Raw genomic sequence first — 25,930 nt, 5'->3', positions numbered from 1 at the left:
AGGGGCGGGTTTTTTCTTTCTGCGTGCGATCAGATAAAGGCAAAGGCATCGCCATACATCTGTGATTCGACTGCGCCACGCTCTGAACAGAAGCGATCGCGGGCAATTTTAGCCATTTCAAAGCGCCCGGCGATATAGATCTCATGCTCACTCAGGGTGGTAAAGTCCTGCATCACTGCCGTTAATACGGTGCCTGAACGCCCCTGCCAGCCAGCTTCAGGCTGTTCCACCACCGGAATCACCTTGAGATTAGGATGCTTGATAGCCAGCGCGTCTAGCTCATCCATATCGTACAGGTGTTTCAGCTCACGGCCGCCCCAGTAGATCGCAATGTCACGGTCAGGCTTCTGTGAAAGTGCCGTCAACAAAATGGATCGCGCATAGGAAAAGCCCGTGCCACCCGCAATTAAAATCAAGGGCTTGTCACTCTCTTCACGTAACCATGCATCGCCGTGAGGAATATCAACAACGATTTGCCCGTCTTGCTGGATGCGGTCCATCACGGCCATCGCATAGAGGTTGAGCTCCGACGCCCCGATGTGCAGCTCAATGATTTCGGTTTCCATTGGCGTAGAGGCTACAGAAAACGGGCGCTTATCACGCTCATCCATCACTACCATAAGATACTGTCCTGCACGAAAGCTAAAATCCGCCTCCGGAATCAGACGAACGCGATACACCGTGTCGGTAATCGCTTCAACTGAAGTTACTTTACAGCTTAACGTTGTCATGCGTTCCCTCTGTCGGGTCGTCTTTATGGTTATTGCGCGCCATCAACGCTGTGATGGCTGTTCAAAAATACCGAGGTCATCCCAGATAGCGTCGATACGCGCAGTGACTGCCGGATCTTTAACAATCGGCGTGCCCCACTCTCGTTCTGTCTCGCCCGGCCATTTATTGGTCGCATCCAGGCCCATCTTGGAACCCAGTCCTGAAACCGGTGACGCAAAATCAAGATAATCGATTGGCGTGTTTTCCACCAATACGGTATCGCGCGCCGGGTCCATTCGCGTAGTAATTGCCCAGATAACGTCGTTCCAGTCCCGGGCATTAACATCGTCGTCACACACAATAACAAATTTGGTGTACATGAACTGCCTAAGAAATGACCAAACGCCAAACATCACGCGCTTGGCATGACCGGCATACTGTTTTTTAATCGTGACGACCGCCAGACGGTAGGAGCATCCTTCCGGTGGCAAATAGAAGTCGACGATTTCCGGAAACTGTTTAACCAGAATAGGCACCAGCACTTCATTTAACGCCACGCCCAGAACGGCAGGTTCATCTGGCGGACGTCCTGTGTAGGTTGAATGATAAATAGGCTGATGCCGCTGCGTAATATGCGTAACGGTAAAAACCGGGAAGCTGTCGACTTCATTATAGTAACCGGTGTGGTCGCCATAAGGACCTTCTGGGGCCATATCGCCGGGTTCAATATAACCCTCCAGCACGATTTCCGCGCTGGCAGGCACTTCCAGATCGTTGGAAATGCATTTAACCACTTCGGTTTTGTTACCCCGCAGCAGACCCGCAAAGGCATATTCTGACAAGGTGTCCGGGACGGGCGTCACCGCGCCAAGGATGGTTGCCGGATCCGCGCCCAGCGCAACGGAGACCGGAAAACGCTCGCCTGGGTGGGCTTTGGTCCACTCCAGATAATCAAGGGCGCCGCCGCGATGAGAAAGCCAGCGCATGATAAGGCGGTTTTTACCAATAACCTGCTGGCGATAGATGCCCAGGTTCTGCCGCTCTTTGTGCGGCCCGCGGGTTACGGTGAGCCCCCAGGTAATCAGCGGAGCCGCATCGCCGGGCCAGCATTTCATGACGGGAATCCGCGTCAGATCGACGTCATCGCCGCTGAAAACCTCTTCCTGACAGGGTGCATTGCGCAACCTTTTGGTGGGCATATTCAGCACCTGCTTAAACTGCGGAATTTTGCTGAACAGGTCACGGAAGCCTTTCGGCGGCTCAGGCTCTTTTAAGAAGGCCAGCAGTTCACCCACCTCACGCAGTGCACTGACCTCTTCCTGTCCCATTCCCATGGCAACGCGCTTTGGCGTACCGAACAGGTTGCACAGGACGGGCATGTCGTAACCCTTTGGGTTTTCAAACAACAGTGCCGGGCCACCTGCTCGTAAGGTGCGGTCCGCAATTTCCGTCATTTCCAGTTCGGGGTCGATCTCGTGCGATATACGCTTCAGTTCACCACGCTGTTCAAGCAGCGCAATAAAGTCTCTTAAATCCTGATATTTCATGCGGCTTCAACTTTCCGGCCAGAGTGAATGGGTCATTATAGGGCTGATTGTGGGGGATGTGTTGAGCTTTATGCACCGCATCCTCTCCCTTACCTGTCACTGACGGCAATCAGGCGGCTTGCGGCAATAATTTTTGCCCCGTTGGTTGCGAATAATTCACAGTTATTCACTTTATGCGGTGGTACTCACCATTCAGAACAATCTTAGTTTATTTTCCATGCAACGCCGCTTTCCAACCCCCAATGCGCTATAACTCTGGCTGGAGGTTTGCTATTCTTAGCGTCCATTCATTGGGAGCAGTTATGGAATCCTGGTATTTACTCTATTGCAAACGTGGGCAGCTATTGCGTGCGAAAGAGCATCTTGAGCGGCAAGACGTAAATTGCCTGAGTCCGATGATCGCGCTGGAGAAAATCGTGCGTGGTAAGCGAACTACCGTCAGTGAACCGCTGTTTCCAAACTATCTGTTTATTGAGTTTGATCCGGAAGCCATTCATACCACAACCATAAGCAGCACGCGTGGCGTCAGCCATTTTGTCCGCTTTGGTACGACGCCGGCTACCGTGCCTGCCGTGGTTATTGATGCGTTACAAACCGACGTGCCTCAAACGCTGCTCGATCCCGAAACACCGCAAAACGGTGATGAGGTGATCATCACCGAGGGAACGTTTGAAGGCTTGCGGGCGATTTTTTCAGAGCCGGATGGCGAAGCGCGCTCAATCCTGTTGTTGAATCTGCTGAACAAACAGGTCGTACGCAGCGTGGACAACCGGCAGTTCCGCAAAGCTTAGATCAGCCTAAATAGCTTACGCGCATTGTGATCCACCTGTTTTGCCAGCGTCCCGGCATCTTCGCCGCGCCAGATTGCGACCTGCTGCAGGATATGCGGCAAAAAGCAGGGTTCATTCCGTCTTGATGTAGGACGGGGGCGCATATCACGTGGCAGCAGATAGGGCGCATCCGTTTCCAGTAATAATCGATCGGCGGGAATCAGCGGCAACATCTCACGCAGCGCGATACCACGGCGTTCATCGCATACCCAACCCGTAATGCCTACTGACAGCCCCATTTCCAGGCAGGCCGTTAACTCTTCACGCGTGCCGGTAAAGCAGTGAATGACGGCGGCAGGCAGTTTAGGCAACCAGGGTTCAAGCACGGCGGCAAAACGCGCATGCGCTTCCCGACAGTGAAGAAACACGGGCATATTCAGCTCAGCGGCCAGCGCCAGCTGCGCATCAAACGCATACTCCTGCTGCTGGTGAGCGGCCAGGTTACGATTGAAATCCAGTCCGCATTCACCGATTGCCACCACCTCTTTTTTCTCAGCCAGGCGGCGCAACGTGCTCGCAATCTCCGCTGACCATTCACTGGCATGATGTGGATGCACGCCAGCAGTTGACCAGCAATAATCCTGATGGGCCTCTGCCAGTTTTTGCGCCTGCTGACTTTCAAGCGCGTTGGTGCCGGTAATCAACATGCCGGTGACGCCCGCTTCGCGCGCGCGTGAGATCACCTTTTTCCGATCGGAGGCGAACTGCGTGCTGGTCAGGTTTACACCGATATCAAACATATTTTTTCCACTCTTTATCATTAACACCATAAACAAAAACCGCCTGGCGGCGGTTTTTGACTTGACTCTCCCGCCTGTGCGGGATGCTGGATCTGACATCAGGAGTCGGCGTTATCTTCCTCATCCTCTGCCTGACGGCCTTTCCCCACATAGTAACGTGAGAAGAATACGCCGACTTCAAACAGGCAGTACATCGGAATAGCGAGCAAAGTTTGGGAAAAAACATCTGGCGGTGTGAGCAACATCCCAACAACAAACGCACCAACCAAAATATAGGGGCGTTTCTTTTTTAAATCGTCGGGGTTAGTGATGCCCGTCCAGCAGAGCAGCACAATCGCAACCGGCACTTCAAACGCCACACCAAATGCCATAAACAATGTCATCACGAAATCGAGATAGTTGGTGATGTCTGTTGCGATGGTCACGCCCTGCGGAGCCGTTTTAGCGAAGAAGCCAAAAGCCAGCGGAAAGACGATGAAGTAGGCAAACGCCACGCCAACGTAAAACAGCAGGGTGCTGGAGAACAGTAACGGCATGACCAACTTGCGTTCATGACGATAAAGGGCTGGCGCGACAAAGGCCCAGACCTGATAGAGGATAACCGGCACGGCAAGAAACACCGACACGATCATCGTCAGCTTAATCGGGGTAAAAAAGGGTGACGCGACATCAGTCGCGATCATGCTGGCACCCGCAGGCATCTGATTAATCAACGGCGATGCCACCGCGTGGTAGATGTCGTTAGCAAAGTAGATCAGGGCCAGAAAGATGACCAGCACAGCACCAATACAGTTCAACAGACGCTTACGCAGCTCAATCAGATGGCTGATAAGTGGTTGGGTATCTTCAACGGCCATTATCGTTCATCACTTGCAGAAGGAGTAGAAACTGAACTTGCTGACGGCGCAGCGCTTTCGGGCTTAACCGCAGGTTGTGCATCGACACGCGCTGGCGACTGTGCCGGTGCACTGGCGAGCCCAGGCGCAGGATACGACTGAACCGGCGCGGGCTCAGCACGGCTGGCAGTCGGTTGAGAAGCAACAGGTTCAGGTGTCGTCGGCGGTGCCTGTACAGGTGCAGGGTACGACTGGACCGGCGCGGGCTCAGCACGGCTGTCAGTCGGTTGAGAGGCAACAGGTTCAGGTGTCGCCGGTGGTGCCTGTACAGGTGCCTGCGCCTGATGCTCACTGGTCGCGGGGGTAACCGGGTGCAGCGTATCAGCGGTCGATGTATGTTGTGGAGAATGAATGGTATTGGCTTCGTCTTCGTCTCTTTCAATATCAATGCTCTGCTTTACCGAGCGCTTCATTGAATCCGCCGTTTTACGCAGCTCTTCCATGGATTCTTTAAGCTCGGGCGACAGCGTGCCCCGACCAGCCTCCTCCACCTTTTTCAGGCTGTCCTGCAACTCCTGCAGCTTCAGCTCTTGCGCCAGCTCACTTTGCACGTTGGCGGCCAGCGAGCGAATCGCTCTGATCCAGCCCATGACCGTTTTAACCGCAAGCGGAAGCCGTTGCGGGCCAAGAACGATCAGCCCGATCACGAATACCAATACCAATTCACCAAAACCAATATCGAACACGGTTTACACCTGCTTGTCGTTCTTGACTTCGTCTTTTTGAGCCGACGTTGGCTGCTTATCCGCCAGCGTTTTGGCATGGAAATCAGCGTCCTGCTCTTTCGGTTGATCCTTTTTATCGTCTTCATCGCCCATGGCTTTCTTAAAACCACGGATAGAAGAACCTAAATCCGAACCCAGATTACGTAATTTGTTGGTACCGAACAGAAGAACCACAATCACGGCAATAATTAACAGCTGCCAAATACTAATACCGCCCATGAGATAGCCTCGATTTTTTTGTTAAACGCTGTGGCGTAATGCCCTACAGAAACCCGTATTTATTCGGGCCCGAATCAGCGACATTACCGTGTTTCTGGCGCAAGTGACAATCAGTTTGTCTTACGCCAGCCAATTAACCAGCTGACAAAGCCCGCCGCCATTAATGCCGCCGGGAACAGGTCCCATTCAGGCCTGCTGAGGAGCACCGCCGTTCCGCTAATCAGCAATGTCGCACCTACGCCAAACAGGTAACGAGCCTGATGCTGACGTGTACGTTGGACACTTATATCGTTCGCGAGTTTATCCACGCTGAGACGTAGCTGCTTATGCTGACGCAAACTGTCGTAAAACAGCTCTGGCAGCTCTGGCAATTTTTCTGCCCAGTAAGGGGCTTTTTCTTTCACGGCACGGATAATCGCCGGAATACCGATCTGATCCTTAATCCAGTCCTCAAGGAACGGTTTTGCCGTTTTCCATAAGTCCAGTTGCGGATAGAGCTGGCGACCAATCCCTTCGACATACAGTAAGGTTTTTTGCAGCAGCACCAACTGGGGCTGCACTTCCATATTAAAGCGACGCGCTGTGTTAAACAGGTTCAGCAGCACGTGACCAAACGAGATTTCCGCTAGCGGTTTCTCAAAAATAGGCTCGCATACGGTACGGATGGCAAACTCGAAATCTTCAACATTGGTGTCGGCTGGCACCCAGCCCGAGTCGACATGCAGCTCCGCGACTTTGCGGTAATCACGGTTGAAGAAGGCAATAAAATTCTCTGCCAGATAGCGCTTATCTTCTTTATTGAGCGATCCGACAATGCCGCAGTCGATACCAATATACTGCGGGTCTTCAGGATGATCGTAGCTGACAAAGATATTGCCGGGGTGCATGTCGGCATGGAAGAAACTGTCGCGGAAAACCTGCGTAAAGAACACCTGAACGCCGCGCTCCGCTAACAGCTTCATGTTAACGCCGTGCTGCTCCAGCGTTGCCACATCAGAGATAGGAATGCCATAAATGCGTTCCATCACCATCATGGTTTCACTGCAATAGTCTGAGTAAACCTCCGGCACATACAGCATGCGGCTGTTTTCAAAGTTCCGTCGCAGTTGAATCGCATTGGCCGCTTCGCGTAACAGGTTTAACTCATCAATCAGGGTTTTCTCGTAATCCCGAACCACCTCAACCGGGCGCAGACGGCGGCCATCGGGCAGCAGACGGGGCACCCAGCGGGCAATGCGGTAAATGAGCTTCATGTCCGCTTTAATGACCGGCAGGATATCCGGACGGATGACCTTGATGACGACTTTTTTACCTGTGGATTTTAGCGTTGCCGTATGAACCTGAGCGATAGAGGCCGAAGCCAGTGGGATAATCTCGAAATCATCAAACCAGGATTCAATCGGTGCGCCCATTGAGGCTTCGATCTGCGCTTTAGCCTTGACCCCATCAAAGGGGGCAACGCGGTCCTGCAGGACCGCAAGTTCATCGGCAATCAGCGGCGGAAACAGATCACGACGCGTTGACAGCATCTGCCCAAACTTGATCCAGACCGGGCCTAACTGCTCCATGGCCATACGTAAACGTACGCCAAGGAGTTCTTGCTTGTGCTGGTTGGGGATCCAGAAAATACAGCGGCGCCACAGTCGCAGTGGAAGCGTCAGACGCATCTGTGGAATCAGTTCATCAAGGCCGTACGTCAAAAACACCTTAATAATAAAATATAACCGGCGGATCTCTCCAAAACTCATTTCGCCTCCAGCTGTGCCAGACGCGCATCAAGCGCCTCAAGCGAACGTTCCATCGCGCTAACCTCCTCAGAGAACCAGGCAAATTCCAGCGCACCAGGCGCCACCCGCCACTCTTCTGTTAATGCCTGACCAAGGTAGTCCTGACGCCGTTGTGTTTCTGCTTTGAAAAAGCGCAATGCACGCTGTGCACCCTGACTCATCCCCTGAGCGGCAATGTCACCGACCCAGGGGGCAAGGTATTCAGCAGGGTCCAGCTCGGCCAGATCCATTAGCGCAGAAAAGTGCTGAACCACCTGCAAGTCACCTTCAACCTGTAACTCACCGCTGCGAATCAGCGTCGTAAGCTGCTGGCGATCGCGTAATTTTGGCAAGGATTTGAGCTGTGTAATGACCGTGCAGTCACTCTTGTCCTGCCAGTCACTGAGCACGTCCAGTTGCTGTTCGCTAAATACCAGCACCAGCGGCCAGGATAGCTCAGTTAAACGTAACGTCAGTACCTTACCGACAAGGCGCTGGCGTGCGCTTTTCAGGCCACGGTCACGATACAGTATGCGGTTTAACGCCGTCTCAATACCGGCGGTGATTACGGGTGTTAAGGTCATCGCCATAATGGTTAAAATTTGAACCCACGATGAAGCGCCACGATGCCACCTGTCATATTGAAATAGGTGGTGTTTTCAAATCCTACGTCATTCATCATCGCTTTCAGGGTTTCCTGATCGGGATGCATACGAATGGATTCAGCAAGGTAACGATAGCTTTCCGCGTCCTGAGCGACCAGTTGCCCGATACGTGGCAGAACGTGGAAGGAATAGGCATCGTAGGCTTTGCTCAGCGGTTCGATAACCGGTTTGGAGAACTCCAGCACCAGCAAACGTCCACCCGGCTTCAGCACGCGGAACATCGACGCCAGCGCTTTCTCTTTTTCAGTCACGTTACGCAGGCCGAAAGAGATAGTGATGCAGTCAAAATAGTTATCAGGGAACGGCAGTGCCTCGGCGTTAGCCTGCACATAGCTGACGTTACCTACCACGCCCAGATTGCGCAGCTTTTCCCGGCCCATCTTCAGCATTGAGCTGTTAATGTCAGCCAAAACGACCTGACCGGTTTCGCCCACCAGGCGCGAGAATTTTGCGGTTAAATCGCCTGTCCCGCCCGCCAGGTCCAGCACACGCTGGCCGCGGCGCACGCCGCTGCTGTCAATGGTAAAACGCTTCCAGACTCGATGGACGCCAAACGACATCAAATCGTTCATCAGGTCATATTTTGCCGCTACGGAGTGAAACACGTCCGCGACTTTGTCGGCTTTCTCGCTTTTGGCGACCGTCTGAAAGCCAAAATGGGTGGTTTCCTGCTGTGATTCATCTGCCATCGGTTTTACCTGCTCCACAAACAATACTTACCGAAGTGTATCAGAGTCATGGAGGTCAGGCACGTTGGCGACCTGCTTATTCGCGAAGGTGCCGGACCTGCTCATGATGTTCGTCTGGATGGTTCTCATCATCTGGCGCGCTGTCGTGCTCATTTTCAGGCATAGCTTGCTCGACCAGGTGCGGGTTAATGGCGCGTTTGACTTCTACGCCCAGATCGCGAAAGCCTTCCGCCTGTGCGATAAGATTGCCCCGCCCTTCTGCCAGCTTTTTCATTGCCTCGCGATAGCTGTTCTGCGCCTTATCAAGGCTATGACCAATCCCGCTCATATCATCAACAAACAGCCGCATTTTGTCATACAGCCGGGAGGCCCGCTCTGCAATGCGCTGTGCATTACGACTCTGATGCTCATAGCGCCAGAGATTGTTAATCGTCCGCAGGGCCACCAGCAGCGTAGTCGGGCTGACCAGCATGATGTTCTGCTGAAGGGCTTCACTGATTAATTCTGGCTGACGATCAATAGCCAGCAGGAAGGCCGGTTCAACCGGAATAAACATCAACACATAATCCAGCGAGCGTAAACCGGGTAATTGTTGATAATCTTTGCGGCCCAGTAGACGAATGTGCCCACGCAGGGCGCTGACATGTTCCTGAATGGCCTGTTCACGCTCAACGTCATCATCGGCATTAAAATAACGCTCGTAGGCCACCAGCGTCATTTTGGCGTCGATAACCACATCTTTTCCCTGCGGCAGGCGGACAATCACATCAGGCTGCATACGACTTTGCTGTTCGTTCTGCATGCTGACCTGAATATCATACTCATAGCCTTCACGCAGCCCTGAGGCTTCCAGTACCCGACTCAGTACCACTTCGCCCCAGTTGCCCTGAATTTTGTTGTCGCCTTTCAGCGCCTTAGTGAGGTTAAGCGCCTCCTGAGCCATCTGGGCATTTAACTGCTGTAACTGACGAATTTCATGGGTCAGCGTGTGCCGCTCACGGGCTTCCGCGCCAAAGCTTTCATTCACCTGGCGACGAAAACCATCAAGCTGTTCCCGGAGCGGCCCTATCAGGCTGTTCAGGCTTTGTCGATTCTGTTCATCGACCCGACGTCCACTGTTTTCAAAAATTCGGTTGGCAAGGTTTTCAAACTGCGCGCTGAGCCGCTGCTCACTGTTTGTCAGCAGGCGCTGTTTTTCTTCCGCTGCGAAGCGGGTTTCTTCCAGGCGAATCGTGACCTCACGCAGTTCCGCTTCCTGGGCGCTGTTCACTTCCAGCTGGTTCCGCAGTTCACGAGTGAGCTGTTCACTCTCGTTGCGCCAGTAATCAAGCTGTTGCAGGCGCTCACTGGCCCCACTTAATGAACCATGAAGCTGCCTCAACTCCTGCTCGCGCTGCTGCACCTGCTGCTGAAGCTGCTCGATTTGCTGTTGCTGACGCTGCTGCGCCTCGTTGAGCAAGCGGCGTTCCGTGGAAAAGCTGGCTAACTGATGGCCGACGCGCATTTGCGCCAGTATCCAGCCCACACCAAGGCCGACAAGCGCCAGGCAGATGCTGATAATGATGTGCTGATCCATATTTTCCCCGCTGGTCAGACTAATGAGGGAAAAGGTAAATTCGCACTGTATGAATGTCCAGATATATTTACTGGCGTTGGAAGCGGTGACGCAACAATCTGTCTGGGATGAGACAGGCAGGCCTGATCACTCGCCTGCCTGTTAAAACAGGGGATTACAGTAAACGGCGCGCGGCTTCTACCACGATTTTCACCGCATCGCTTTCCGTCTGCTTCATCGTCACGGCATCCGGAATTTCTTTCTGCGTACGGTTGACGATCACGCCCGCCACCATTCCCGCTCTCAGCCCCTGGCTGGCACACATGGTTAACAGGGTCGCCGACTCCATCTCGTAGTTCAGCACGCCCATCTGCTGCCACTCCTGCATCGATCCCTGGAAACGGTTAACGACGCGACCGGAAAAGGTATCGTAACGTTCCTGACCGGGATAGAAGGTGTCAGAGGAGGCCGTAATACCGATATGCGTTTTGGCACCACAGGCTTCTGCGGCCGCCACCAATGCTGTAGTACAGGTGAAATCCGCCACCGCCGGGAATTCCATGGGGGCGAAATGCAGGCTTGCCCCGTCCAGGCGTACTGAGGCCGTTGTGACCAGAACATCCCCCACGTTGATATGCGGCTGAATCGCCCCCGTTGTGCCCACGCGCAGGAAGGTACGCACGCCAAGCTGCGCCAGCTCCTCGACGGCAATTGATGTCGAAGGCCCGCCAATCCCTGTGGAACACACGACAACCGGCTTGCCATCCAGCTTAGCCAGCCAGGTGGTGAATTCACGATGAGAAGCCAGGTGCTGTGCATCTTCCATCAGCCCGGCAATCTTTTTTACGCGCTCAGGATCGCCGGGAACAATGGCCAGCGTCGCCCCCTGCAGATCAGCTTTGGTCAGGCCAAGATGGAAAACGTCAGACTGTGTCATATCAGACTCCGGGTTAAGGAAAATTTTCACGCCACTTTACGTCACCGGGCGAGGTAAATATGTGACTAAATTCACTTAAGAAAATGAAAGTTACATTTTCTAAGAAAAATAGGGTGATCAATATCACACATCCATTCATCGCCTTGTGTATTGCTACATATGGTGATGTGGAAGCTATCGCGGGAATGTTAAAGAGAAGTGTAATTTTATTGGTTAACCACTCTGTTACTCCCTGTCTGGAACCTGTCACAGGTGGCCAGGCTATAGTTACGTGATTGCGCCTATGCTTGCACGGAGAGAATGATGAAGACCGACGATAATATGACACAAAAATCAGCTGCAGGCGCGTTTGCTCCGGCAGTTCAGCCCACAGCATCAACCACGATTATTACCGACAGCCCCACCATCCATTCGGGGGAAACCTCTATTCCGAGTCAGGGCGAAAACCTGCCGGCTTTTTATGCGAAACCGCAGTCAGCAGACGGTCCTTTGCCGGTGGTGCTGGTGGTACAGGAAATTTTTGGCGTTCACGAACACATCCGCGATATCTGTCGTCGGCTGGCGCTGGAAGGCTATCTGGCGGTCGCGCCAGAACTGTACTTCCGTGAAGGCGATCCGAATGACTACCATGACATTCCGACGCTGTTTAAAGAGCTGGTCAGCAAAGTGCCTGACAGTCAGGTGCTGGCGGATCTCGATCACGCAGCGAACTGGGCTGCCCGTAACGGTGGGGATATTCGCCGCATGGGGATTACCGGTTTCTGCTGGGGTGGACGCATCAGCTGGCTTTATGCCGCGCACAACCCGCAGCTGCGCGCCGCCGTGGCCTGGTATGGTCGTCTGGTTGGCGAAAAAACCATGAAGCAGCAAAAGCACCCTATCGATATCGCCGTCGATTTGAACGCACCGGTTCTGGGATTATACGGTGGTCAGGATGACGGCATTCCGCTGGAGAGCGTCGAGCAGATGCGTCAGGCACTGCATGCGGCCAATGCCAACGCTGAGATTATTGTTTATCCCGATGCCGGACATGCTTTCAACGCTGACTATCGTCCGAGCTACCACGCAGAATCGGCAACCGATGGCTGGGCGCGCATGTTAGCCTGGTTTACGCAATACGGCGTTGCACCCGCGACGTGATCAAAAAAAGGGGGCGCGCAAGCGCCCCAACATACTGACAACGTATTGACACAACACCAGGAAATCAGGCGGTTTCACCCCGCAGGTTTTTTGCCGCTTTAACCATGTTAGCCAGTGCCTGTCGGGTTTCGCGCCAGCCACGGGTTTTCAGGCCGCAGTCCGGATTCACCCACAGACGTTCTTCTGGAATACTTTGTGCCGCCTTACGTAACAAATTTTCTATCCACTCGACATCGGGTACGTTGGGCGAGTGAATATCGTAAACACCGGGCCCGATTTCGTTTGGATATTCGAACGCGTTAAATGCATCCAGCAAATCCATATCAGAACGCGACGTTTCGATGGTAATCACGTCCGCATCCAGTGCCGCAATGGATGCCATGATGTCGTTAAACTCGCAATAACACATGTGCGTGTGAATCTGTGTGTCGTCTTTGGCGACGGCGGCGTTTAACCGAAACGCCTCTACCGCCCAGCGCAGATAGTCGGCCCAGTCTGACTGATGCAGCGGTAAGCCTTCACGCAGTGCAGGCTCATCAATCTGAATGATGCCAATACCGGCGGCTTCCAGATCGGCAACTTCATCACGCAGCGCCAGCGCAATCTGTTTGGCGATCGTTTCACGTGACACATCCTCACGCGGGAATGACCAACAAAGAATCGTTACCGGACCCGTCAACATGCCTTTTACCGGCTTATCGGTGAGTGACTGAGCATACCTCGCCCACTCGACGGTAATGGCTTCCGGACGGCTGACATCACCAATGATCACCGGCGGTTTAACACAACGTGAACCGTAGCTTTGTACCCAACCATTTTGCGTAAACACGAAGCCATCCAGATTCTCGCCGAAGTATTCCACCATATCGTTGCGTTCGGCCTCGCCATGAACCAGCACGTCCAGCCCCAGACGCTCCTGTTCAACAATCGCCTGCTTGATGTGCCCGGCAATACCGGTACGGTAATGCGCGCTATCTATTGCGCCTTTTTTGAAGTCGAGCCGCAGGCCACGAATTTCGGGGGTTTGTGGAAAGGAGCCGATGGTAGTGGTCGGCCACGCGGGCAGATTGAAACGCTGGCGCTGTGCTCTGGCCCGCTCGGGGTAAGCACTGGCGCGCGCGGTATCTTTGGCCTGAACGTTTGCCAGACGCTGCGCAACAGCCGCATTGTGAACGCGGCTTGAGTGAGCGCGTGCCTGAACCGGCGCGCTCCACTCCACCAGGGAGCCGGGATCGTTGTGATTAAGCGCCGTGCTCAGTAGCGACAGCTCACGACATTTTTGCAACGCAAAGGCAAACCAGCTTTTCACTTCATCGTCCAGACGGGTTTCTACGCTGAGATCGATGGGGCTGTGCAGCAGTGAGCATGAGGTACCAATCCACAGGTGCTTGCGAGAGCCCACCAGCGGCTGCAGGCGTTCAAACCAGTGGCTGAGATCGGCACGCCAGACGTTACGACCATTGATGACACCGACAGACAGCAACCACTCTGCGGGCAGTTGTTGGTTCAACCGCTGAATGTCATCTTTGCCCTGCACCAGATCCACATGCAGGCCTTGCACGGGCAGTGACCTGATGACATCCAGGTTCTGACCGATGCTGTCAAAATAGGTGGTGAGCAGCAGTTTGCTATAACCCTGTAATGCAGCGTAAGTGAGTTTAAACGCATCACGCCATGCCTGCGGCAGTTCCAGCGCCAGGGCGGGCTCATCAATCTGTACCCACTCTATGTTGCGCTTTTTCAGTTCGGCCAGGATCTGCTGATAAACGGGCAGAATGTCGTTCAGCAGTGACAGACGATCAAACGGCACACCTTTTACTTTCCCCAGCCAGAGGTAGGTTACCGGGCCTAACAATACGGGCTTGATGTGATGACCCAGCGCCAGCGCCTCGTCCACGTCATCCAGCAGTTGAGTCCAGGTTAATGAAAACGACTGCCCTTGAGTGAATTCTGGCACGATGTAGTGATAGTTGGTGTTAAACCATTTGGTCATTTCCGCCGCTGCCGCCGGCTCACCCGTCGGTGCACGACCACGGCCCAGGCGGAACAGCGTATCCAGATCAACGGAGCCATCGTTGTTTTGATGGCGAGCAGGCACATTGCCCAGCATCAGGCTGGTCGTCAGAACGTGATCGTACCAGGCAAAATCACCGACCGGCAGCACATCGACGCCGGCCTCTTTCTGTTGTTGCCAGTGGCGGGCGCGCAGTTCGCGACCCACCGCCAGAAGTTCTTCCTGCGTGATGTTGCCAGCCCAATAACTTTCTTGTGCTTTTTTCAGCTCACGACGCAGGCCAATACGTGGAAAACCGAGAGTATGATTCAGGATAGTCATTCACTATTCTCCAGAAATTCTTCGGCTTTAGCGGGTCGCTAAAGATGTTTAGCCGTCCAGATGTTTACACCGCTATATTCTGCGGGTACTGTATGTTCCTCAAGCGCAAATTATTCAGTTTCGATGTGAAGGACTCTCATGATCGAATTCAAACACCTCCGGACGCTTCAGGCTCTGCAGAATACGGGCTCGCTGGCAGCGGCAGCGGCTCAGCTTCATCAGACACAGTCGGCGTTATCACATCAGTTCAGCGATCTGGAACAGCGGCTGGGATTCCGTCTGTTTGTCCGTAAAAGTCAGCCATTGCGTTTTACGCCGCAGGGCGAAATTTTATTGCAGTTGGCAGAGCAGATACTGCCGCAGATTCAGCAGGCACTTCAGGCCTGCCACGAGCCGCATCAGACAACCCTGCGCGTGGCGATTGAGTGTCACAGCTGTATCCAGTGGCTTACGCCGGCATTAGATAAGTTTCGCCAGAGCTGGCCCCAGGTGGTGATGGATTTTAAATCCGGCGTGACCTTTGATCCGCAGCCCGCCCTGCAGCAGGGGGAACTGGATATTGTATTAACCTCGGATATCCTGCCGCGCTCAGGCTTGTTCTATTCCCCGATGTTCGATTTCGAAGTCCGACTGGTGCTGGCACCGGATCATCCTCTGGCACAGGTTGAACATATTTCCCCTGACGATCTGGCGGATGAAGTCCTGATGATTTATCCGGTACAACGCCAGCGGCTGGATATCTGGCGTCACTTTCTGCAACCTGCTGGAATCAGCCCTGCACTTAAGAACGTCGATAACACCCTGTTAATGATTCAGATGGTATCGGCGCGCATGGGAATTGCGGCACTGCCGCACTGGGTGGTAGAAAGCTTTGAAAAACAGGGACTGGTGATCACCAAAACGCTGGGCGACGGCTTATGGAGCCGCCTTTATGCCGCCGTGCGCGACGGGGAACAGCGTCAGCCGGTACTGGAAGCCTTTATGCGTTTTGCCCGTCAGCATGCCTGCGAGCATCTGCCGTTCGTCAGGGACGCCGCGCATCCTGCTAAGGTTTTATCGCGTGAGTGACAAAGCTGCACGGTAGCAGGCAAAATCCCCTATAATGCGCAGCCTGTCGATTTACCATGAGAAGATCTCACCATGACTAACAACGATATTCTGCGCAGCGTGCGCTATATGCTCGATCTGAACGATGCCAAAATGGTGGCGATTTTTGCGCTGGCTGAATGTGAGGTTGCTCAGGCTGATATCACCAGCTGGCTGAAGAAAGATGAGGATGCGGCATTCCGTCCCTGCCCCGATGTTGTGATGGGATATTTCCTTAACGGTTTAATTTTTCATCGCCGTGGCAAAAGTGAAGACGCGCCCGCGCCGTCCATTGAGCGCAAGATGAACAACAACATCTTCATGAAAAAGCTGCGCATCGCGTTTGATTTAAAAACGACGGATATTCCTGAGGTGCTAAAAAAGGCCAATTTTACGGTTTCTCAGGCAGAGATTGGCGCGATCTTCCGCAAACCGGATCATAAAAATTACCGTGAATGCGGTGACCAGATTCTGCGTAATTTCCTTAAAGGGCTGACGATGATTCATCGGCCCGCCACAGGCAAACCCGCTTAAAACGCAGCTCGATGGTATTTCACCCGGTCGGGAAAGCAGACATCCGTGCCCGTTTGCTTTCCTGCCTGACGCGCAGAGGCTGTGTACTGCCGCTCGCTCGCGAAATATGTCATCACGAGTAAGCATAAGCCGTTCAGCCTTTAGCGCATCAGGCGTTACTCGCCGGACGAGGCGCCCGGCGCGCCTTCTCATCCCTCACTGACCTTTTTTCCCGCTAAGGTCAGCCCGGCTATTTCGCGCTGTTACCGACTACCCAGCGCTTATGTACCCACAGCGACGCCATAATCACGAGGGCACCAGCGATAAAGCTTGGCCAGTGCGGTTTTTGCTGCCATATCGCAAGGTTAACCAGCAATCCGGCCGGAACGTGCATGTTATTCATAATGCCCAACGTGCCGGCATCGACCTGCGTTGCCCCATAGTTCCACATAAAATAACCCAGTCCCGACGCCGCAACGCCCAACCATACAAGGATTCCCCACTGCAGCGTCGTCGTGGGTAATTTGTTGGGATTGCCCCAGGCTGCCCAGGCAATAATAGCTATCAGCACCGCGCCCAGATAAAACCACGAAAACGCCGTGTGCTGCGGCATCGGCCGGGTTTCCTGCAAACGTTTATAGCCCACCATCCCGGCCGCGAAGCAGATATTGGCTAACTGCACTAACAGCAGACCAAACCAGAAGTTTTCGCTGACTTTGTCGTAGCGAATAATCGCCGCGCCCGCAACGGCCAGCAAGGCACTGAAAATGTATCCGACGCGCAGAGGCCTCCGACTTATCAGGTCGTAGATCAAGGTGACATAGAGCGGCGTCATGACGGTAAACAGCAGGAATTCTGACACGCTCAAATACAAATAGGCTTCAAAACTCAGTAAATACATAATGCCCAGTTGCAGCATCCCGACCAGCATATAGAGCAAGAGCGTTGAAGGCCGGTAGCCACGCCAGCGCAGGAACGGCAGAAAGACAATGGCGGCCAGCGCCAGGCGCATCAATACGGAAAACCAGCTGTCGACCTGCCCGGCAAGGTACTCACCGATCAGGCTAAAAGAAAATGCCCACAGAATGGTAGTAACGATCAATAAAAGCACGGTAACAACCCCGAAATAAACAGAGCGTCAGTGTAAACAAAGTCCTGAATCAGAGCCGATTTATCTGGTTGACATCTGGTTACTTACCAGGCATTCAGGCGTTATCCTTTTTCTCTGCCTGTTTTATCCTTCCCACACCACGCCTGTTGCCGCCAAAAATGTGCGAAAAAGCGCATCTGCCTGGCATTTTCGCGCTTTGCTGTAATAAAACTGTAACAAATTTGTCATTCATCACAGTAAACAGCACTGCCTCTGTCTATTCTCTGCGCGAAATGGTGCATCGCGAGCACCATTTTTTTATGTTTCGACCCAACCTGCTGGGGAATCAAAACCATAATGCGCCCGGAGGGCCACCATAATGTTAAGTATTTTTAAACCTGCACCACACCAGCCCCAGGTGGCAGAGGATCGTGTCGATCCCCTCTATCGCCGCCTGCGTTGGCAGATCTTCATCGGTATTTTCTTTGGCTATGCGGCTTACTATCTGGTCAGGAAAAATTTTGCCCTGGCCATGCCTTATCTGGTTGAACAGGGCTTCTCGCGCGGCGATCTGGGGTTTGCGCTTTCGGGCATCTCTATCGCTTACGGCTTTTCCAAGTTCATTATGGGTTCGGTATCGGATCGCTCTAATCCCCGCGTTTTTTTACCTGCCGGATTGATTCTGGCCGCTGTCGTGATGCTGTTCATGGGGTTTGTTCCCTGGGCGACCTCCAGCATTATGGTGATGTTTGTCTTGCTGTTTATCTGTGGCTGGTTCCAGGGGATGGGCTGGCCGCCCTGCGGACGCACCATGGTGCACTGGTGGTCGCAAAAAGAGCGTGGCGGTATTGTGTCGGTGTGGAACTGTGCGCATAACGTCGGCGGGGGAATTCCTCCCCTGCTGTTTTTGCTGGGAATGGCGTGGTTTAACGACTGGAAAGCGGCCCTTTATATGCCCGCCTTCGGCGCGATTGCCATTGCAATCCTGGCCTTTGCGCTGATGCGAGATACACCACAGTCCTGTGGCCTGCCGCCTGTTGAGGCTTATAAAGACGATTATCCGGCGGATTACAACGCGAGCCATGAAGAAGAATTCACCGCAAAACAAATCTTCATGAAGTATGTCCTGCCAAACAAATTACTGTGGTATATCGCCCTGGCAAACGTGTTTGTTTATCTGCTGCGTTACGGCATTCTGGACTGGTCGCCGACGTACCTCAAAGAGGTAAAACACTTCACCCTGGATAAGTCATCGTGGGCTTACTTCTTCTATGAATATGCAGGAATTCCCGGCACGCTGTTGTGCGGCTGGATGTCAGATAAAGTCTTTCGCGGAAACCGTGGAGCGACGGGCGTGTTCTTTATGACGCTGGTCACCATCGCGACGGTGGTTTACTGGCTTAATCCGCCAGGAAATCCCGGTGTAGATATGGCCTGCATGATAATCATTGGCTTTTTGATCTATGGTCCGGTGATGCTGATAGGGCTACATGCGCTGGAACTCGCACCGAAAAAAGCCGCCGGGACGGCAGCCGGTTTTACCGGATTGTTCGGTTATCTGGGCGGTTCGGTCGCAGCCAGCGCCATTGTGGGTTACACGGTGGACTATTTTGGCTGGGATGGCGGCTTCCTGGTGATGATTGTGGGCTGTGTGCTGGCGGTGATTTTGTTACTGCTCACCATGGTCAGCGAGCATAAACACAAACAAAAACTGGCGTAACCGTCAGAAGGCCGGTTCGCCGGCCTTCTGCGCAGGCGCGCTACGATAAATACAACTTTCTTAGCGTTGCCGGCACCGCATCCTCGGCGTTGCTGCCAATCACTTCCAGCTCCGGCAGGGTATCTTTCAGACGCTGGTGCGCGTTAGCCATAATGCAGCCCTTGCCTGCCATACTCAGCATTTCTACGTCGTTCATACCATCACCAAAGGCAATACAGTCTTTCAGCGTAAAGCCTAACTGTTTCGCTACGGATTCAAGTGCATGACCTTTAGAAACACCGCCCGCCATCACCTCCAGACAGGTCGGCAGTGAAAAGCTGACGTTAACGCGATCGCCCCAGCGCGCTTCAATCGCCAGCTCCATAGGAATCAGATGCTCAGGCTCTTCACAGGTGAAAAAGACTTTGCTGATGCCGTCAGTCGGCAATATACCCGGTTCATAAACCTGATAATGGAAATCGGATTCGCGAAAATAGTCTTTCTCTGCCGGGCTGCAACGGCTGACAAACCACTCATCATCGCGATAAACGTGCGTCAGCACTTCCGGATGATGGTACTGCAGCCCAAACAGATCCTGGGCAATATCCATATCCAGATTGTGGCTAAAAATCAGCTCTCCTGCGGGATTGTGCACGCGCGCGCCGTTTGACGTAATCATATACGCCGGAATACCCAGCTTGTCGCGCATTTGCCCAACATCAATATGATGGCGGCCCGTGGCGAAAATAAAGTGAATGCCTTGTGCAACCAGCTGTTGCAAGGTTTCGCGGGCATCAGGCGTGAGGCGATGTTCGGGGGAAAGCAGTGTGCCGTCCAGGTCGGACACAACAATGTGGTACATGAAAACCTCGGGTATCTGTGTCGGTTGGCCGTAGCCGGTAATGTAAACGGAGTACTAATGATGCGACAAAAAGAAATCGACGATCGCATTGAGTGCTTCAGCACGCATGCTGTCTTTTTCAAACAGGATCTCGTGGCGCGCACCTTTAATGATCTGGGGTTTGCGTCCCTCACAGGGATGCCCCGCCGCCGCCATGGCGGTACAAAAAAGATCTTGTGAGCGGTTATCTACCACGCTGTCTTCGCTGGCCTGCAGCAGCAGCAGCGGGGTCGTCATTTTATCCACCTGACTGAAGATGTTACGTCCGGCATGAATGCCTTCCCGAACCCAGTGATAAGTGGGTCCGCCAACACGAATGGCCGGATCGTCCGCATAAAAACGCAGGCTGCGCCGATAACGCTCATGGCTGTGTGTCAGGCGATTAATGCCAAAAGGATGCGCCCGCCAGCGCCCTGTGCCTAACGCATAGCCATCGCGCACGGCAGGCCTTTTTTCCGCCCAGTCGAGTATTTTATGCGCCAGAAAAGAGGGTAACGGCAAAGCAATGCCAAACATCGGCGCGACCAGTGCCGCAGCATGAAACGCACCAGGCTGACGCGCCAGAAACAGGGCCAGAATCGCCCCGCCCATCGAATGGGCTAACGCATAACGCTGCTGGTAATGACGGCTTACAATCTCTTTGAGATAAAGCGTTTCGAGATCATCAACATAGTGGGAAAACTCCACGACATGTCCACGATGAGAGTCGTCCAGCAGGCGATCCGATCGTCCCTGTCCCCGATGATCGAACACGATCACGTCAAATCCGCAGTGGAACAGATCGTAAGCCAGCTCGGGGTATTTAACGTAGCTCTCAATGCGCCCGGGTACGATCAAAATAACGCGCTTGTGTTTCGGTGAAATGAACCGGACATAACGTAACGTCAGATTTTCAACGCCGGTAAATTCACACTCTTCACGGCTGTGCCAGAAATCAAGCAATGGGCCGGTAGCAAAGGCGGCAAACGCCTGTTCACGTTGCAGCCAGCTTGCTCTGTGTTGCTTCATCCGCCCTCCTGGTTGCCGAAAAAAAAGAGTCTGAACGGCCGCATGATGCCCGTAGCCCTGCGCATCATTCTGGCGTATTGTGTCACACTTCAGACGCGACAGGGAGTACAACCCATGACCATCGAATGGTGGCTGACCTATCTTCTTACCACCACAATTCTTAGCCTTTCGCCCGGCTCTGGTGCCATTAACACCATGAGCACCGGCATCAGTCACGGTTATCGTGGCGCGGTCGCGTCTATTTCTGGCTTGCAGGTCGGTCTTGCACTGCATATCGCCCTGGTGGGGATCGGTCTTGGGGCGCTCTTTTCCCAGTCGCTGCTGGCGTTTGAGATTTTAAAGTGGGCTGGTGCAGGTTATCTGGTCTGGCTGGGCATCCAACAGTGGCGCACTGCGGGTGCCATTGACCTTAACGCCATGTCGAAAGCCATGCCGCGTCGTCGTCTGTTCAAACGGGCGGTGATGGTGAACCTGACCAATCCGAAAAGCATTGTGTTTCTGGCGGCGCTGTTTCCCCAGTTTATCCTGCCTCACCAGCCACTCATGCTGCAGTATCTGGTACTGGGCGTAACAACCGTCCTGGTGGATATCGTGGTTATGATTGGCTATGCCACGTTAGCCACGCGCATTGCAGGATGGATTAAAGGACCTAAGCAGATGAAGCTGATGAACCGCATTTTCGGCGGCTTATTCATCGCGATTGGGGGACTGCTCGCCAGCGCCAGACGTATCGCCTGACCGGGCCGAGGCTGCCGCTGACAGTGACCCTGTCGGCGGCTGCATTAGCGCTGAAGTGACCGATAATCGGCTATCAGCGCGACAGGATCAGATGAATGCCAAAACCAGCGAACAGCACGCCCGCCACGCCATCCACCCACTTGGCAGCACGTTGATATTTATCCCGCATCCACGGCAGGGAAAAAATAGCGGCGACCAGAGAAAACCACGCAAAAGTCTCGACACTTATCAGCACGAACAGCCCCCAGCGTTCCAGCTCGCCCATGTCGTTACCGATAAACAATGAGAAGACGCTACCAAAGTAGATCACCGCTTTCGGGTTAGACAAGTTGGTCAGCAGGCCTTTAATAAAGCTTCTGCCTTTCTTTGGCAGCTCGGCGACAGGTTCCTGCTGGACGGGCTGCTTATGACGCTGGCGCGCTGAGCTGATTAACTGCCATCCCATCCATAACAGATAAAGTCCGCCTCCGACCATGATGATTTGGTGTAACCAGGCCATCTTTTGCAGAATCAGATGCAGGCCCATTAATGCCACCCCAGCCCAGACCATAACGGCCAGCGTAATGCCCAAAACACCCAACATGGCTTCTTTGCGCGAACGACTGGCGGCGGTTTGCGAGACAAAAAAGAAATCGGGGCCGGGGCTCATCAGCGCAACAAGATGGACCAGGGCAATGGTACTGAACAAGATCAACATGGTAACGCCTCTTTACTCTTCATCGAGATGTTCTTTAATCATCAGCAAAAAGGGCTTACCAAAACGTTCCAGTTTGCGATGACCTACCCCATTCACGCTCAACATTTCAGACGCACTGACCGGCATCTGCTCAGCCATCTCCAGCAACGTGGCGTCGTTGAATACCACATAGGGAGGAATATTCTCTTCATCCGCAATCGCTTTACGCAGCTTGCGCAGTTTAGCAAACAGCTTGCGGTCATAGTTGCCACCATAGACTTTTGCCGACCCGCTGCTTTTCGGTCTGGCGGTTATCAGTCTTGGCACCGCCAGCATCAGCGGGACTTCACCGCGTAATACCGGTCGGGCGGCTTCCGTCAGCTGCAGCGCGGAGTGCATAGCAATGTTTTGCGTAACCAGTCCCAGATGAATTAACTGACGCAAAACACTGACCCAATGCTCATGGCTGTTTTCTTTACCCAGCCCATACACGGGCAGCTTGTCGTGTCCCTGCTCACGGATGCGGTGATTATTGGCACCACGCAATACTTCAACAATGTAGCCCATACCAAAACGCTGGCCGACACGATAAATACTGGAAAGCGCCTTCTGGGCCTCCACCAGGCCGTCATAGCGTTTAGGTGGATCGAGGCAAATATCACAGTTTCCGCAGGGTTGCTGTCGTCCTTCACCAAAGTAGTTCAGCAGCACCAAACGACGACAGGTCTGCGCTTCGGCAAACGCATTCATCGCATTCAGTTTATGACGTTCAATATCCTGTAACGGGCCGGGCTGCTTCTCTTCAAGGCATTTACGTAGCCAGGCCATATCAGCAGGATCGTAGAGCATCATGGCTTCCGCAGGCAGGCCATCACGTCCGGCGCGTCCTGTTTCCTGATAATAAGATTCTATATTGCGCGGAATATCGAAGTGCACCACAAAACGCACATTCGGCTTGTTGATGCCCATCCCAAATGCCACGGTCGCCACCACGATTTGCAGATCATCGCGCTGGAATGCTTCCTGTACGCTGGCGCGCTGCGCGCTATCAATACCGGCATGATATGCCCCGACGCTCAGGCCACGGCTTTGCAGACGCGCTGCCGTATCTTCGACTTTTGCCCGGCTGTTACAGTAGATAATGCCGCACTTACCCCGTTGATCCTGCACGTAGCGCAGCAACTGATCGGTCGGCTTAAACTTTTCCACCAGGGTGTAACGAATGTTCGGACGGTCAAAGCTACTGATTTGAATCAGTGGGTCCTGCATATGAAGCAGGTTAACGATATCAAGACGGGTCGTTTCGTCAGCGGTCGCCGTCAGGGCCATCACAGGCAGATCGGGGAAACGCTGGCGCATCTTACCCAGCGCGCCATATTCCGGACGGAAATCGTGCCCCCACTGCGAAATACAGTGCGCCTCATCCACGGCAAGCATACAGGGCTGCCAGTGCGCCAGGCTTTCAAGGAAGTTGTCCATCATCAGACGTTCTGGCGCAATATAAAGCAGCTTAACGCGCCCATTGCGGCAATCCGCCATCACGGCCTGCTGCTGCTCGCGCGTCATGGTCGAATTCAGACAGGCTGCGGCCACGCCGTTCGCCAGCAGTTGATCTACCTGATCTTTCATCAGAGAGATTAATGGTGACACCACCAGCGTCAGCCCCTCGAGCACCAGCGCAGGGATCTGATAGCAGAGTGATTTACCGCCGCCGGTTGGCATCACCACCAGACAATCCCGCCCACTCAGCGCTTCATTGATAATGGCCTGCTGACCGGGACGAAACTGCTGGTAGCCAAAAGTATCCTGCAATACCTGCTTAGCCAACGCTTCCTGATTAAGAACTGCCGAGGTTGCCACTGTATTCCTGACTTAATGGTTAATTAGAACAAATCGTTAAGCGTTACACCTACGCCCAAACGTGTCTGACGGTGGTTATAGTCAATAAGGGATTCGCCATAGCCGCTGAACAGCTGGGTGTAGAAACGCACGTGCGTAGTAATCGGGTAGCTCCAGCCCAGCGTAGCGCCGCCATAGCCGCTATTCCAGTTATAGTTGCCTTCCACGCTGAAAATGCTGTCACCCATCGCGTAACCCACTTTGGCACGGTAGTAGCCCATGTATTTCGTAATATCGGGGTTATCATCCGTACTGGCGCTTTCAGAAATACGGAACCAGGGTTTGATCTCCACCAGGAAATTACCGTTTTGCGCCATCAGGCGGGTATAAACGCGGTTCCAGCTGCGGGAAGTCGGATCGCTGCGACCATTGGACTGATGATTAACGCCCACTTCAACATCACGCAGCGTCCAGCCAGCGAGAGAGTAATCTGTCGCCCAGCCCAGGAAAATCTGTGGCTCGTAGTTCGTCTCCCGGAAAGGTGACGACTCTTTTTTATTCGATACCTGCCACCATGAGCGCTGCGTGTAAGACGCCGCTAACACGGAGTTATCACCCACGATGCCGCGCCATAGCGGAAATGCCAGGCTGAGCTGGAATTTCACTTCGTCTTTGCGTGCGTTTTTTGCCCAGTTATAAGAGGAAATCGCCTCTTTATTGATGTCGCTGGTGTACGTGTACAGCAGATAGTTATTTTCGTAAGGATAAAGCACAAACGGATTGTCGTGCTGCTCCAGCAGATTGGCAATAATGCTGCCCCTCACCTGCGGTGCGTCGTGAACGTGTTTGATCGTGGCTTCGTCCGCCTGCGCCAAAGCAGGAAGTAACATTGCCGCCAGCAAGGCGCGATGCTTACGCATAGGATTCTCCGGTGAAAACTGCGTATTCATAAAAGCGAATGGGTGTCTTAAAAAGCAGGACATTCTACACACAAATGTGAGCGAACATCAGCGCTGATTTCCTAAACTGGAAAGCCTGTCGAGCGAAGCATAGAATAAACAACTTGTTAACATCTACAGTTTATTTGCCAGCTATTCAGGACTAAACACCATGTCATCCGTGCTATTGACTCAGCAGGAAGCTCGCCGCCTGGTCGGTGAAATTTTTATTTATCACATGCCGTTTAATCAGGCTCTCGGCCTGGAGCTGGATCGCCTTGACGCCGACTGCGCTGAAATTAGTTTTACGAACAAAACCATGCTGGTCGGCAATGCCGCTCAGCAGATCCTGCACGGTGGCGTGACCGCCGCCGTACTGGATGTGGCAGCAGGTATGGTGTGCGTCAGTCATGCGTTGACGCGTGATGAAAGTATTCGCGAGGAGGTGCTGCGCCAGCGGCTGGCTCGTATGGGAACGATTGATATGCGGGTTGACTATCTGCGTCCCGGTCGGGGCGAGCGTTTTATTGCCACCAGCCGTTTGCTGCGCGCCGGGAATAAAGTCTCTGTCGCACGGGTTGAATTACACAATCAGCAGGGTGACTACCTGGCGACCGCCACGGCAACCTATCTGACAGGCTGACAGGGAAAAGGAACGTGGGGCTGCCGCGCTGGCGCCCCACGTCT

Annotated in this window: 25 protein-coding genes; 7 read left to right on the top strand and 18 right to left on the bottom strand. The window is 53.5% G+C overall.

Features of this window, described 5'->3' with window-relative positions; all coding sequences use genetic code 11:
- Positions 1 to 29: 29 nt before the first annotated feature.
- Positions 30 to 731: an NAD(P)H-flavin reductase gene (gene fre, locus CMR03_RS24870; RefSeq protein WP_063877930.1), complete on the bottom strand. Its 702-nt coding sequence runs from the start codon at positions 729 to 731 to the stop codon at positions 30 to 32.
- 42 nt (positions 732 to 773) lie between these two features.
- A complete protein-coding gene (ubiD, locus tag CMR03_RS24865; RefSeq protein ID WP_096012949.1) occupies positions 774 to 2,258 on the bottom strand; it encodes a 4-hydroxy-3-polyprenylbenzoate decarboxylase in 1,485 nt (494 codons plus the stop codon).
- 302 nt (positions 2,259 to 2,560) lie between these two features.
- Here ubiD and rfaH point away from each other — a divergent pair, with 302 nt between their 5' ends.
- The gene (gene rfaH / locus CMR03_RS24860) at positions 2,561 to 3,049 is read left to right on the top strand and encodes a transcription/translation regulatory transformer protein RfaH (RefSeq protein WP_063877928.1); all 489 of its coding nucleotides are present in this window, start codon (positions 2,561 to 2,563) and stop codon (positions 3,047 to 3,049) included.
- Here rfaH and tatD read toward each other — a convergent pair.
- The 9 genes from tatD to udp form a co-directional block, all read right to left on the bottom strand.
- Positions 3,046 to 3,828: a 3'-5' ssDNA/RNA exonuclease TatD gene (gene tatD, locus CMR03_RS24855; RefSeq protein WP_096012954.1), complete on the bottom strand. Its 783-nt coding sequence runs from the start codon at positions 3,826 to 3,828 to the stop codon at positions 3,046 to 3,048. The genes rfaH and tatD overlap by 4 nt on opposite strands.
- Positions 3,829 to 3,926: 98 nt before the next feature.
- Positions 3,927 to 4,685, bottom strand: a complete 759-nt coding sequence (tatC, locus tag CMR03_RS24850) for a Sec-independent protein translocase subunit TatC (RefSeq protein WP_063877927.1) — start codon at positions 4,683 to 4,685, stop codon at positions 3,927 to 3,929.
- On the bottom strand, positions 4,685 to 5,410 hold the full coding sequence (gene tatB / locus CMR03_RS24845; RefSeq protein WP_096012948.1) for a Sec-independent protein translocase protein TatB: 726 nt from the start codon (positions 5,408 to 5,410) through the stop codon (positions 4,685 to 4,687). The genes tatC and tatB overlap by 1 nt, the downstream gene beginning before the upstream one ends.
- A gap of 3 nt (positions 5,411 to 5,413) precedes the next feature.
- Positions 5,414 to 5,668 (bottom strand): twin-arginine translocase TatA/TatE family subunit, encoded by a 255-nt coding sequence (tatA, locus tag CMR03_RS24840; RefSeq protein WP_063877925.1) that lies wholly within the window; start codon positions 5,666 to 5,668, stop codon positions 5,414 to 5,416.
- A gap of 110 nt (positions 5,669 to 5,778) precedes the next feature.
- Positions 5,779 to 7,416: a ubiquinone biosynthesis regulatory protein kinase UbiB gene (gene ubiB / locus CMR03_RS24835; RefSeq protein WP_063877924.1), complete on the bottom strand. Its 1,638-nt coding sequence runs from the start codon at positions 7,414 to 7,416 to the stop codon at positions 5,779 to 5,781.
- Positions 7,413 to 8,018, bottom strand: a complete 606-nt coding sequence (gene ubiJ, locus CMR03_RS24830) for a ubiquinone biosynthesis protein UbiJ (RefSeq protein ID WP_063881074.1) — start codon at positions 8,016 to 8,018, stop codon at positions 7,413 to 7,415. Before ubiJ ends, ubiB begins: the two co-directional genes overlap by 4 nt.
- Positions 8,019 to 8,029: 11 nt before the next feature.
- Positions 8,030 to 8,788, bottom strand: coding sequence for a bifunctional demethylmenaquinone methyltransferase/2-methoxy-6-polyprenyl-1,4-benzoquinol methylase UbiE (ubiE, locus tag CMR03_RS24825; RefSeq protein WP_063877923.1), 759 nt, complete (start codon positions 8,786 to 8,788; stop codon positions 8,030 to 8,032).
- 76 nt (positions 8,789 to 8,864) lie between these two features.
- Positions 8,865 to 10,364, bottom strand: coding sequence for a DNA recombination protein RmuC (gene rmuC / locus CMR03_RS24820; protein ID WP_063877922.1), 1,500 nt, complete (start codon positions 10,362 to 10,364; stop codon positions 8,865 to 8,867).
- A 154-nt stretch (positions 10,365 to 10,518) separates the two neighbouring features.
- Positions 10,519 to 11,280, bottom strand: a complete 762-nt coding sequence (gene udp / locus CMR03_RS24815) for a uridine phosphorylase (RefSeq protein WP_063877921.1) — start codon at positions 11,278 to 11,280, stop codon at positions 10,519 to 10,521.
- A 303-nt stretch (positions 11,281 to 11,583) separates the two neighbouring features.
- Here udp and CMR03_RS24810 point away from each other — a divergent pair, with 303 nt between their 5' ends.
- Entirely contained in the window at positions 11,584 to 12,420 is an 837-nt protein-coding gene (locus CMR03_RS24810) for a dienelactone hydrolase family protein (RefSeq protein ID WP_096012947.1), read from the top strand.
- A gap of 64 nt (positions 12,421 to 12,484) precedes the next feature.
- On the opposite strand, the gene metE is transcribed toward CMR03_RS24810, so the two are convergent.
- Positions 12,485 to 14,755 (bottom strand): 5-methyltetrahydropteroyltriglutamate--homocysteine S-methyltransferase, encoded by a 2,271-nt coding sequence (metE, locus tag CMR03_RS24805; protein ID WP_096012946.1) that lies wholly within the window; start codon positions 14,753 to 14,755, stop codon positions 12,485 to 12,487.
- A gap of 138 nt (positions 14,756 to 14,893) precedes the next feature.
- Here metE and metR point away from each other — a divergent pair, with 138 nt between their 5' ends.
- On the top strand, positions 14,894 to 15,823 hold the full coding sequence (metR, locus tag CMR03_RS24800; protein WP_063877918.1) for an HTH-type transcriptional regulator MetR: 930 nt from the start codon (positions 14,894 to 14,896) through the stop codon (positions 15,821 to 15,823).
- 72 nt (positions 15,824 to 15,895) lie between these two features.
- Positions 15,896 to 16,375: a YehS family protein gene (locus tag CMR03_RS24795; RefSeq protein ID WP_063877917.1), complete on the top strand. Its 480-nt coding sequence runs from the start codon at positions 15,896 to 15,898 to the stop codon at positions 16,373 to 16,375.
- Positions 16,376 to 16,604: 229 nt separating this feature from the next.
- On the opposite strand, the gene CMR03_RS24790 is transcribed toward CMR03_RS24795, so the two are convergent.
- The gene (locus CMR03_RS24790) at positions 16,605 to 17,465 is read right to left on the bottom strand and encodes a carboxylate/amino acid/amine transporter (protein WP_063877915.1); all 861 of its coding nucleotides are present in this window, start codon (positions 17,463 to 17,465) and stop codon (positions 16,605 to 16,607) included.
- 358 nt (positions 17,466 to 17,823) lie between these two features.
- Between CMR03_RS24790 and glpT the strand changes: the two genes are divergently transcribed.
- A complete protein-coding gene (glpT, locus tag CMR03_RS24780; protein WP_096012945.1) occupies positions 17,824 to 19,164 on the top strand; it encodes a glycerol-3-phosphate transporter in 1,341 nt (446 codons plus the stop codon).
- Positions 19,165 to 19,204: 40 nt separating this feature from the next.
- Here the strand turns inward: glpT and yigL are convergent, their stop codons facing one another.
- Positions 19,205 to 20,005: a sugar/pyridoxal phosphate phosphatase YigL gene (yigL, locus tag CMR03_RS24775; RefSeq protein ID WP_063877913.1), complete on the bottom strand. Its 801-nt coding sequence runs from the start codon at positions 20,003 to 20,005 to the stop codon at positions 19,205 to 19,207.
- Between the two features lie 54 nt (positions 20,006 to 20,059).
- Positions 20,060 to 21,052, bottom strand: a complete 993-nt coding sequence (gene pldB / locus CMR03_RS24770) for a lysophospholipase L2 (RefSeq protein ID WP_096012944.1) — start codon at positions 21,050 to 21,052, stop codon at positions 20,060 to 20,062.
- 114 nt (positions 21,053 to 21,166) lie between these two features.
- Between pldB and rhtB the strand changes: the two genes are divergently transcribed.
- On the top strand, positions 21,167 to 21,790 hold the full coding sequence (gene rhtB / locus CMR03_RS24765) for a homoserine/homoserine lactone efflux protein (protein ID WP_063877911.1): 624 nt from the start codon (positions 21,167 to 21,169) through the stop codon (positions 21,788 to 21,790).
- Between the two features lie 73 nt (positions 21,791 to 21,863).
- On the opposite strand, the gene rhtC is transcribed toward rhtB, so the two are convergent.
- The 3 genes from rhtC to pldA are packed head-to-tail and all read right to left on the bottom strand — an operon-like array spanning position 21,864 to position 25,225.
- Positions 21,864 to 22,487 carry a threonine export protein RhtC gene (gene rhtC / locus CMR03_RS24760; RefSeq protein WP_096012943.1) on the bottom strand — a complete coding sequence of 208 codons (624 nt, stop codon included), beginning with the start codon at positions 22,485 to 22,487 and terminating at the stop codon, positions 21,864 to 21,866.
- 12 nt (positions 22,488 to 22,499) lie between these two features.
- On the bottom strand, positions 22,500 to 24,326 hold the full coding sequence (gene recQ / locus CMR03_RS24755) for an ATP-dependent DNA helicase RecQ (protein WP_063877909.1): 1,827 nt from the start codon (positions 24,324 to 24,326) through the stop codon (positions 22,500 to 22,502).
- Positions 24,327 to 24,349: 23 nt separating this feature from the next.
- The gene (pldA, locus tag CMR03_RS24750; RefSeq protein WP_063877908.1) at positions 24,350 to 25,225 is read right to left on the bottom strand and encodes a phospholipase A; all 876 of its coding nucleotides are present in this window, start codon (positions 25,223 to 25,225) and stop codon (positions 24,350 to 24,352) included.
- A gap of 190 nt (positions 25,226 to 25,415) precedes the next feature.
- Between pldA and CMR03_RS24745 the strand changes: the two genes are divergently transcribed.
- The gene (locus CMR03_RS24745; RefSeq protein ID WP_063877907.1) at positions 25,416 to 25,886 is read left to right on the top strand and encodes a thioesterase family protein; all 471 of its coding nucleotides are present in this window, start codon (positions 25,416 to 25,418) and stop codon (positions 25,884 to 25,886) included.
- Positions 25,887 to 25,930 lie beyond the last annotated feature (44 nt).

This window comes from Pantoea allii, from assembly GCF_002307475.1.
GTDB lineage: Bacteria > Pseudomonadota > Gammaproteobacteria > Enterobacterales > Enterobacteriaceae > Pantoea > Pantoea allii.
Note: the sequence above shows the minus strand (reverse complement) of the source record. Positions and strands in the feature narration are given on the sequence as shown.

Coding starts and splice junctions, on each gene's coding strand:
- fre (WP_063877930.1), bottom strand. CDS start 731: ATGACAACGTTAAGCTGTAAAGTAACTTCAGTTGAAGCGATTACCGAC.
- ubiD (WP_096012949.1), bottom strand. CDS start 2,258: ATGAAATATCAGGATTTAAGAGACTTTATTGCGCTGCTTGAACAGCGT.
- rfaH (WP_063877928.1), top strand. CDS start 2,561: ATGGAATCCTGGTATTTACTCTATTGCAAACGTGGGCAGCTATTGCGT.
- tatD (WP_096012954.1), bottom strand. CDS start 3,828: ATGTTTGATATCGGTGTAAACCTGACCAGCACGCAGTTCGCCTCCGAT.
- tatC (WP_063877927.1), bottom strand. CDS start 4,685: ATGGCCGTTGAAGATACCCAACCACTTATCAGCCATCTGATTGAGCTG.
- tatA (WP_063877925.1), bottom strand. CDS start 5,668: ATGGGCGGTATTAGTATTTGGCAGCTGTTAATTATTGCCGTGATTGTG.
- ubiB (WP_063877924.1), bottom strand. CDS start 7,416: ATGAGTTTTGGAGAGATCCGCCGGTTATATTTTATTATTAAGGTGTTT.
- ubiJ (WP_063881074.1), bottom strand. CDS start 8,018: ATGACCTTAACACCCGTAATCACCGCCGGTATTGAGACGGCGTTAAAC.
- ubiE (WP_063877923.1), bottom strand. CDS start 8,788: ATGGCAGATGAATCACAGCAGGAAACCACCCATTTTGGCTTTCAGACG.
- rmuC (WP_063877922.1), bottom strand. CDS start 10,364: ATGGATCAGCACATCATTATCAGCATCTGCCTGGCGCTTGTCGGCCTT.
- udp (WP_063877921.1), bottom strand. CDS start 11,280: ATGACACAGTCTGACGTTTTCCATCTTGGCCTGACCAAAGCTGATCTG.
- CMR03_RS24810 (WP_096012947.1), top strand. CDS start 11,584: ATGAAGACCGACGATAATATGACACAAAAATCAGCTGCAGGCGCGTTT.
- metE (WP_096012946.1), bottom strand. CDS start 14,755: ATGACTATCCTGAATCATACTCTCGGTTTTCCACGTATTGGCCTGCGT.
- metR (WP_063877918.1), top strand. CDS start 14,894: ATGATCGAATTCAAACACCTCCGGACGCTTCAGGCTCTGCAGAATACG.
- CMR03_RS24795 (WP_063877917.1), top strand. CDS start 15,896: ATGACTAACAACGATATTCTGCGCAGCGTGCGCTATATGCTCGATCTG.
- glpT (WP_096012945.1), top strand. CDS start 17,824: ATGTTAAGTATTTTTAAACCTGCACCACACCAGCCCCAGGTGGCAGAG.
- yigL (WP_063877913.1), bottom strand. CDS start 20,005: ATGTACCACATTGTTGTGTCCGACCTGGACGGCACACTGCTTTCCCCC.
- pldB (WP_096012944.1), bottom strand. CDS start 21,052: ATGAAGCAACACAGAGCAAGCTGGCTGCAACGTGAACAGGCGTTTGCC.
- rhtB (WP_063877911.1), top strand. CDS start 21,167: ATGACCATCGAATGGTGGCTGACCTATCTTCTTACCACCACAATTCTT.
- rhtC (WP_096012943.1), bottom strand. CDS start 22,487: ATGTTGATCTTGTTCAGTACCATTGCCCTGGTCCATCTTGTTGCGCTG.
- pldA (WP_063877908.1), bottom strand. CDS start 25,225: ATGCGTAAGCATCGCGCCTTGCTGGCGGCAATGTTACTTCCTGCTTTG.
- CMR03_RS24745 (WP_063877907.1), top strand. CDS start 25,416: ATGTCATCCGTGCTATTGACTCAGCAGGAAGCTCGCCGCCTGGTCGGT.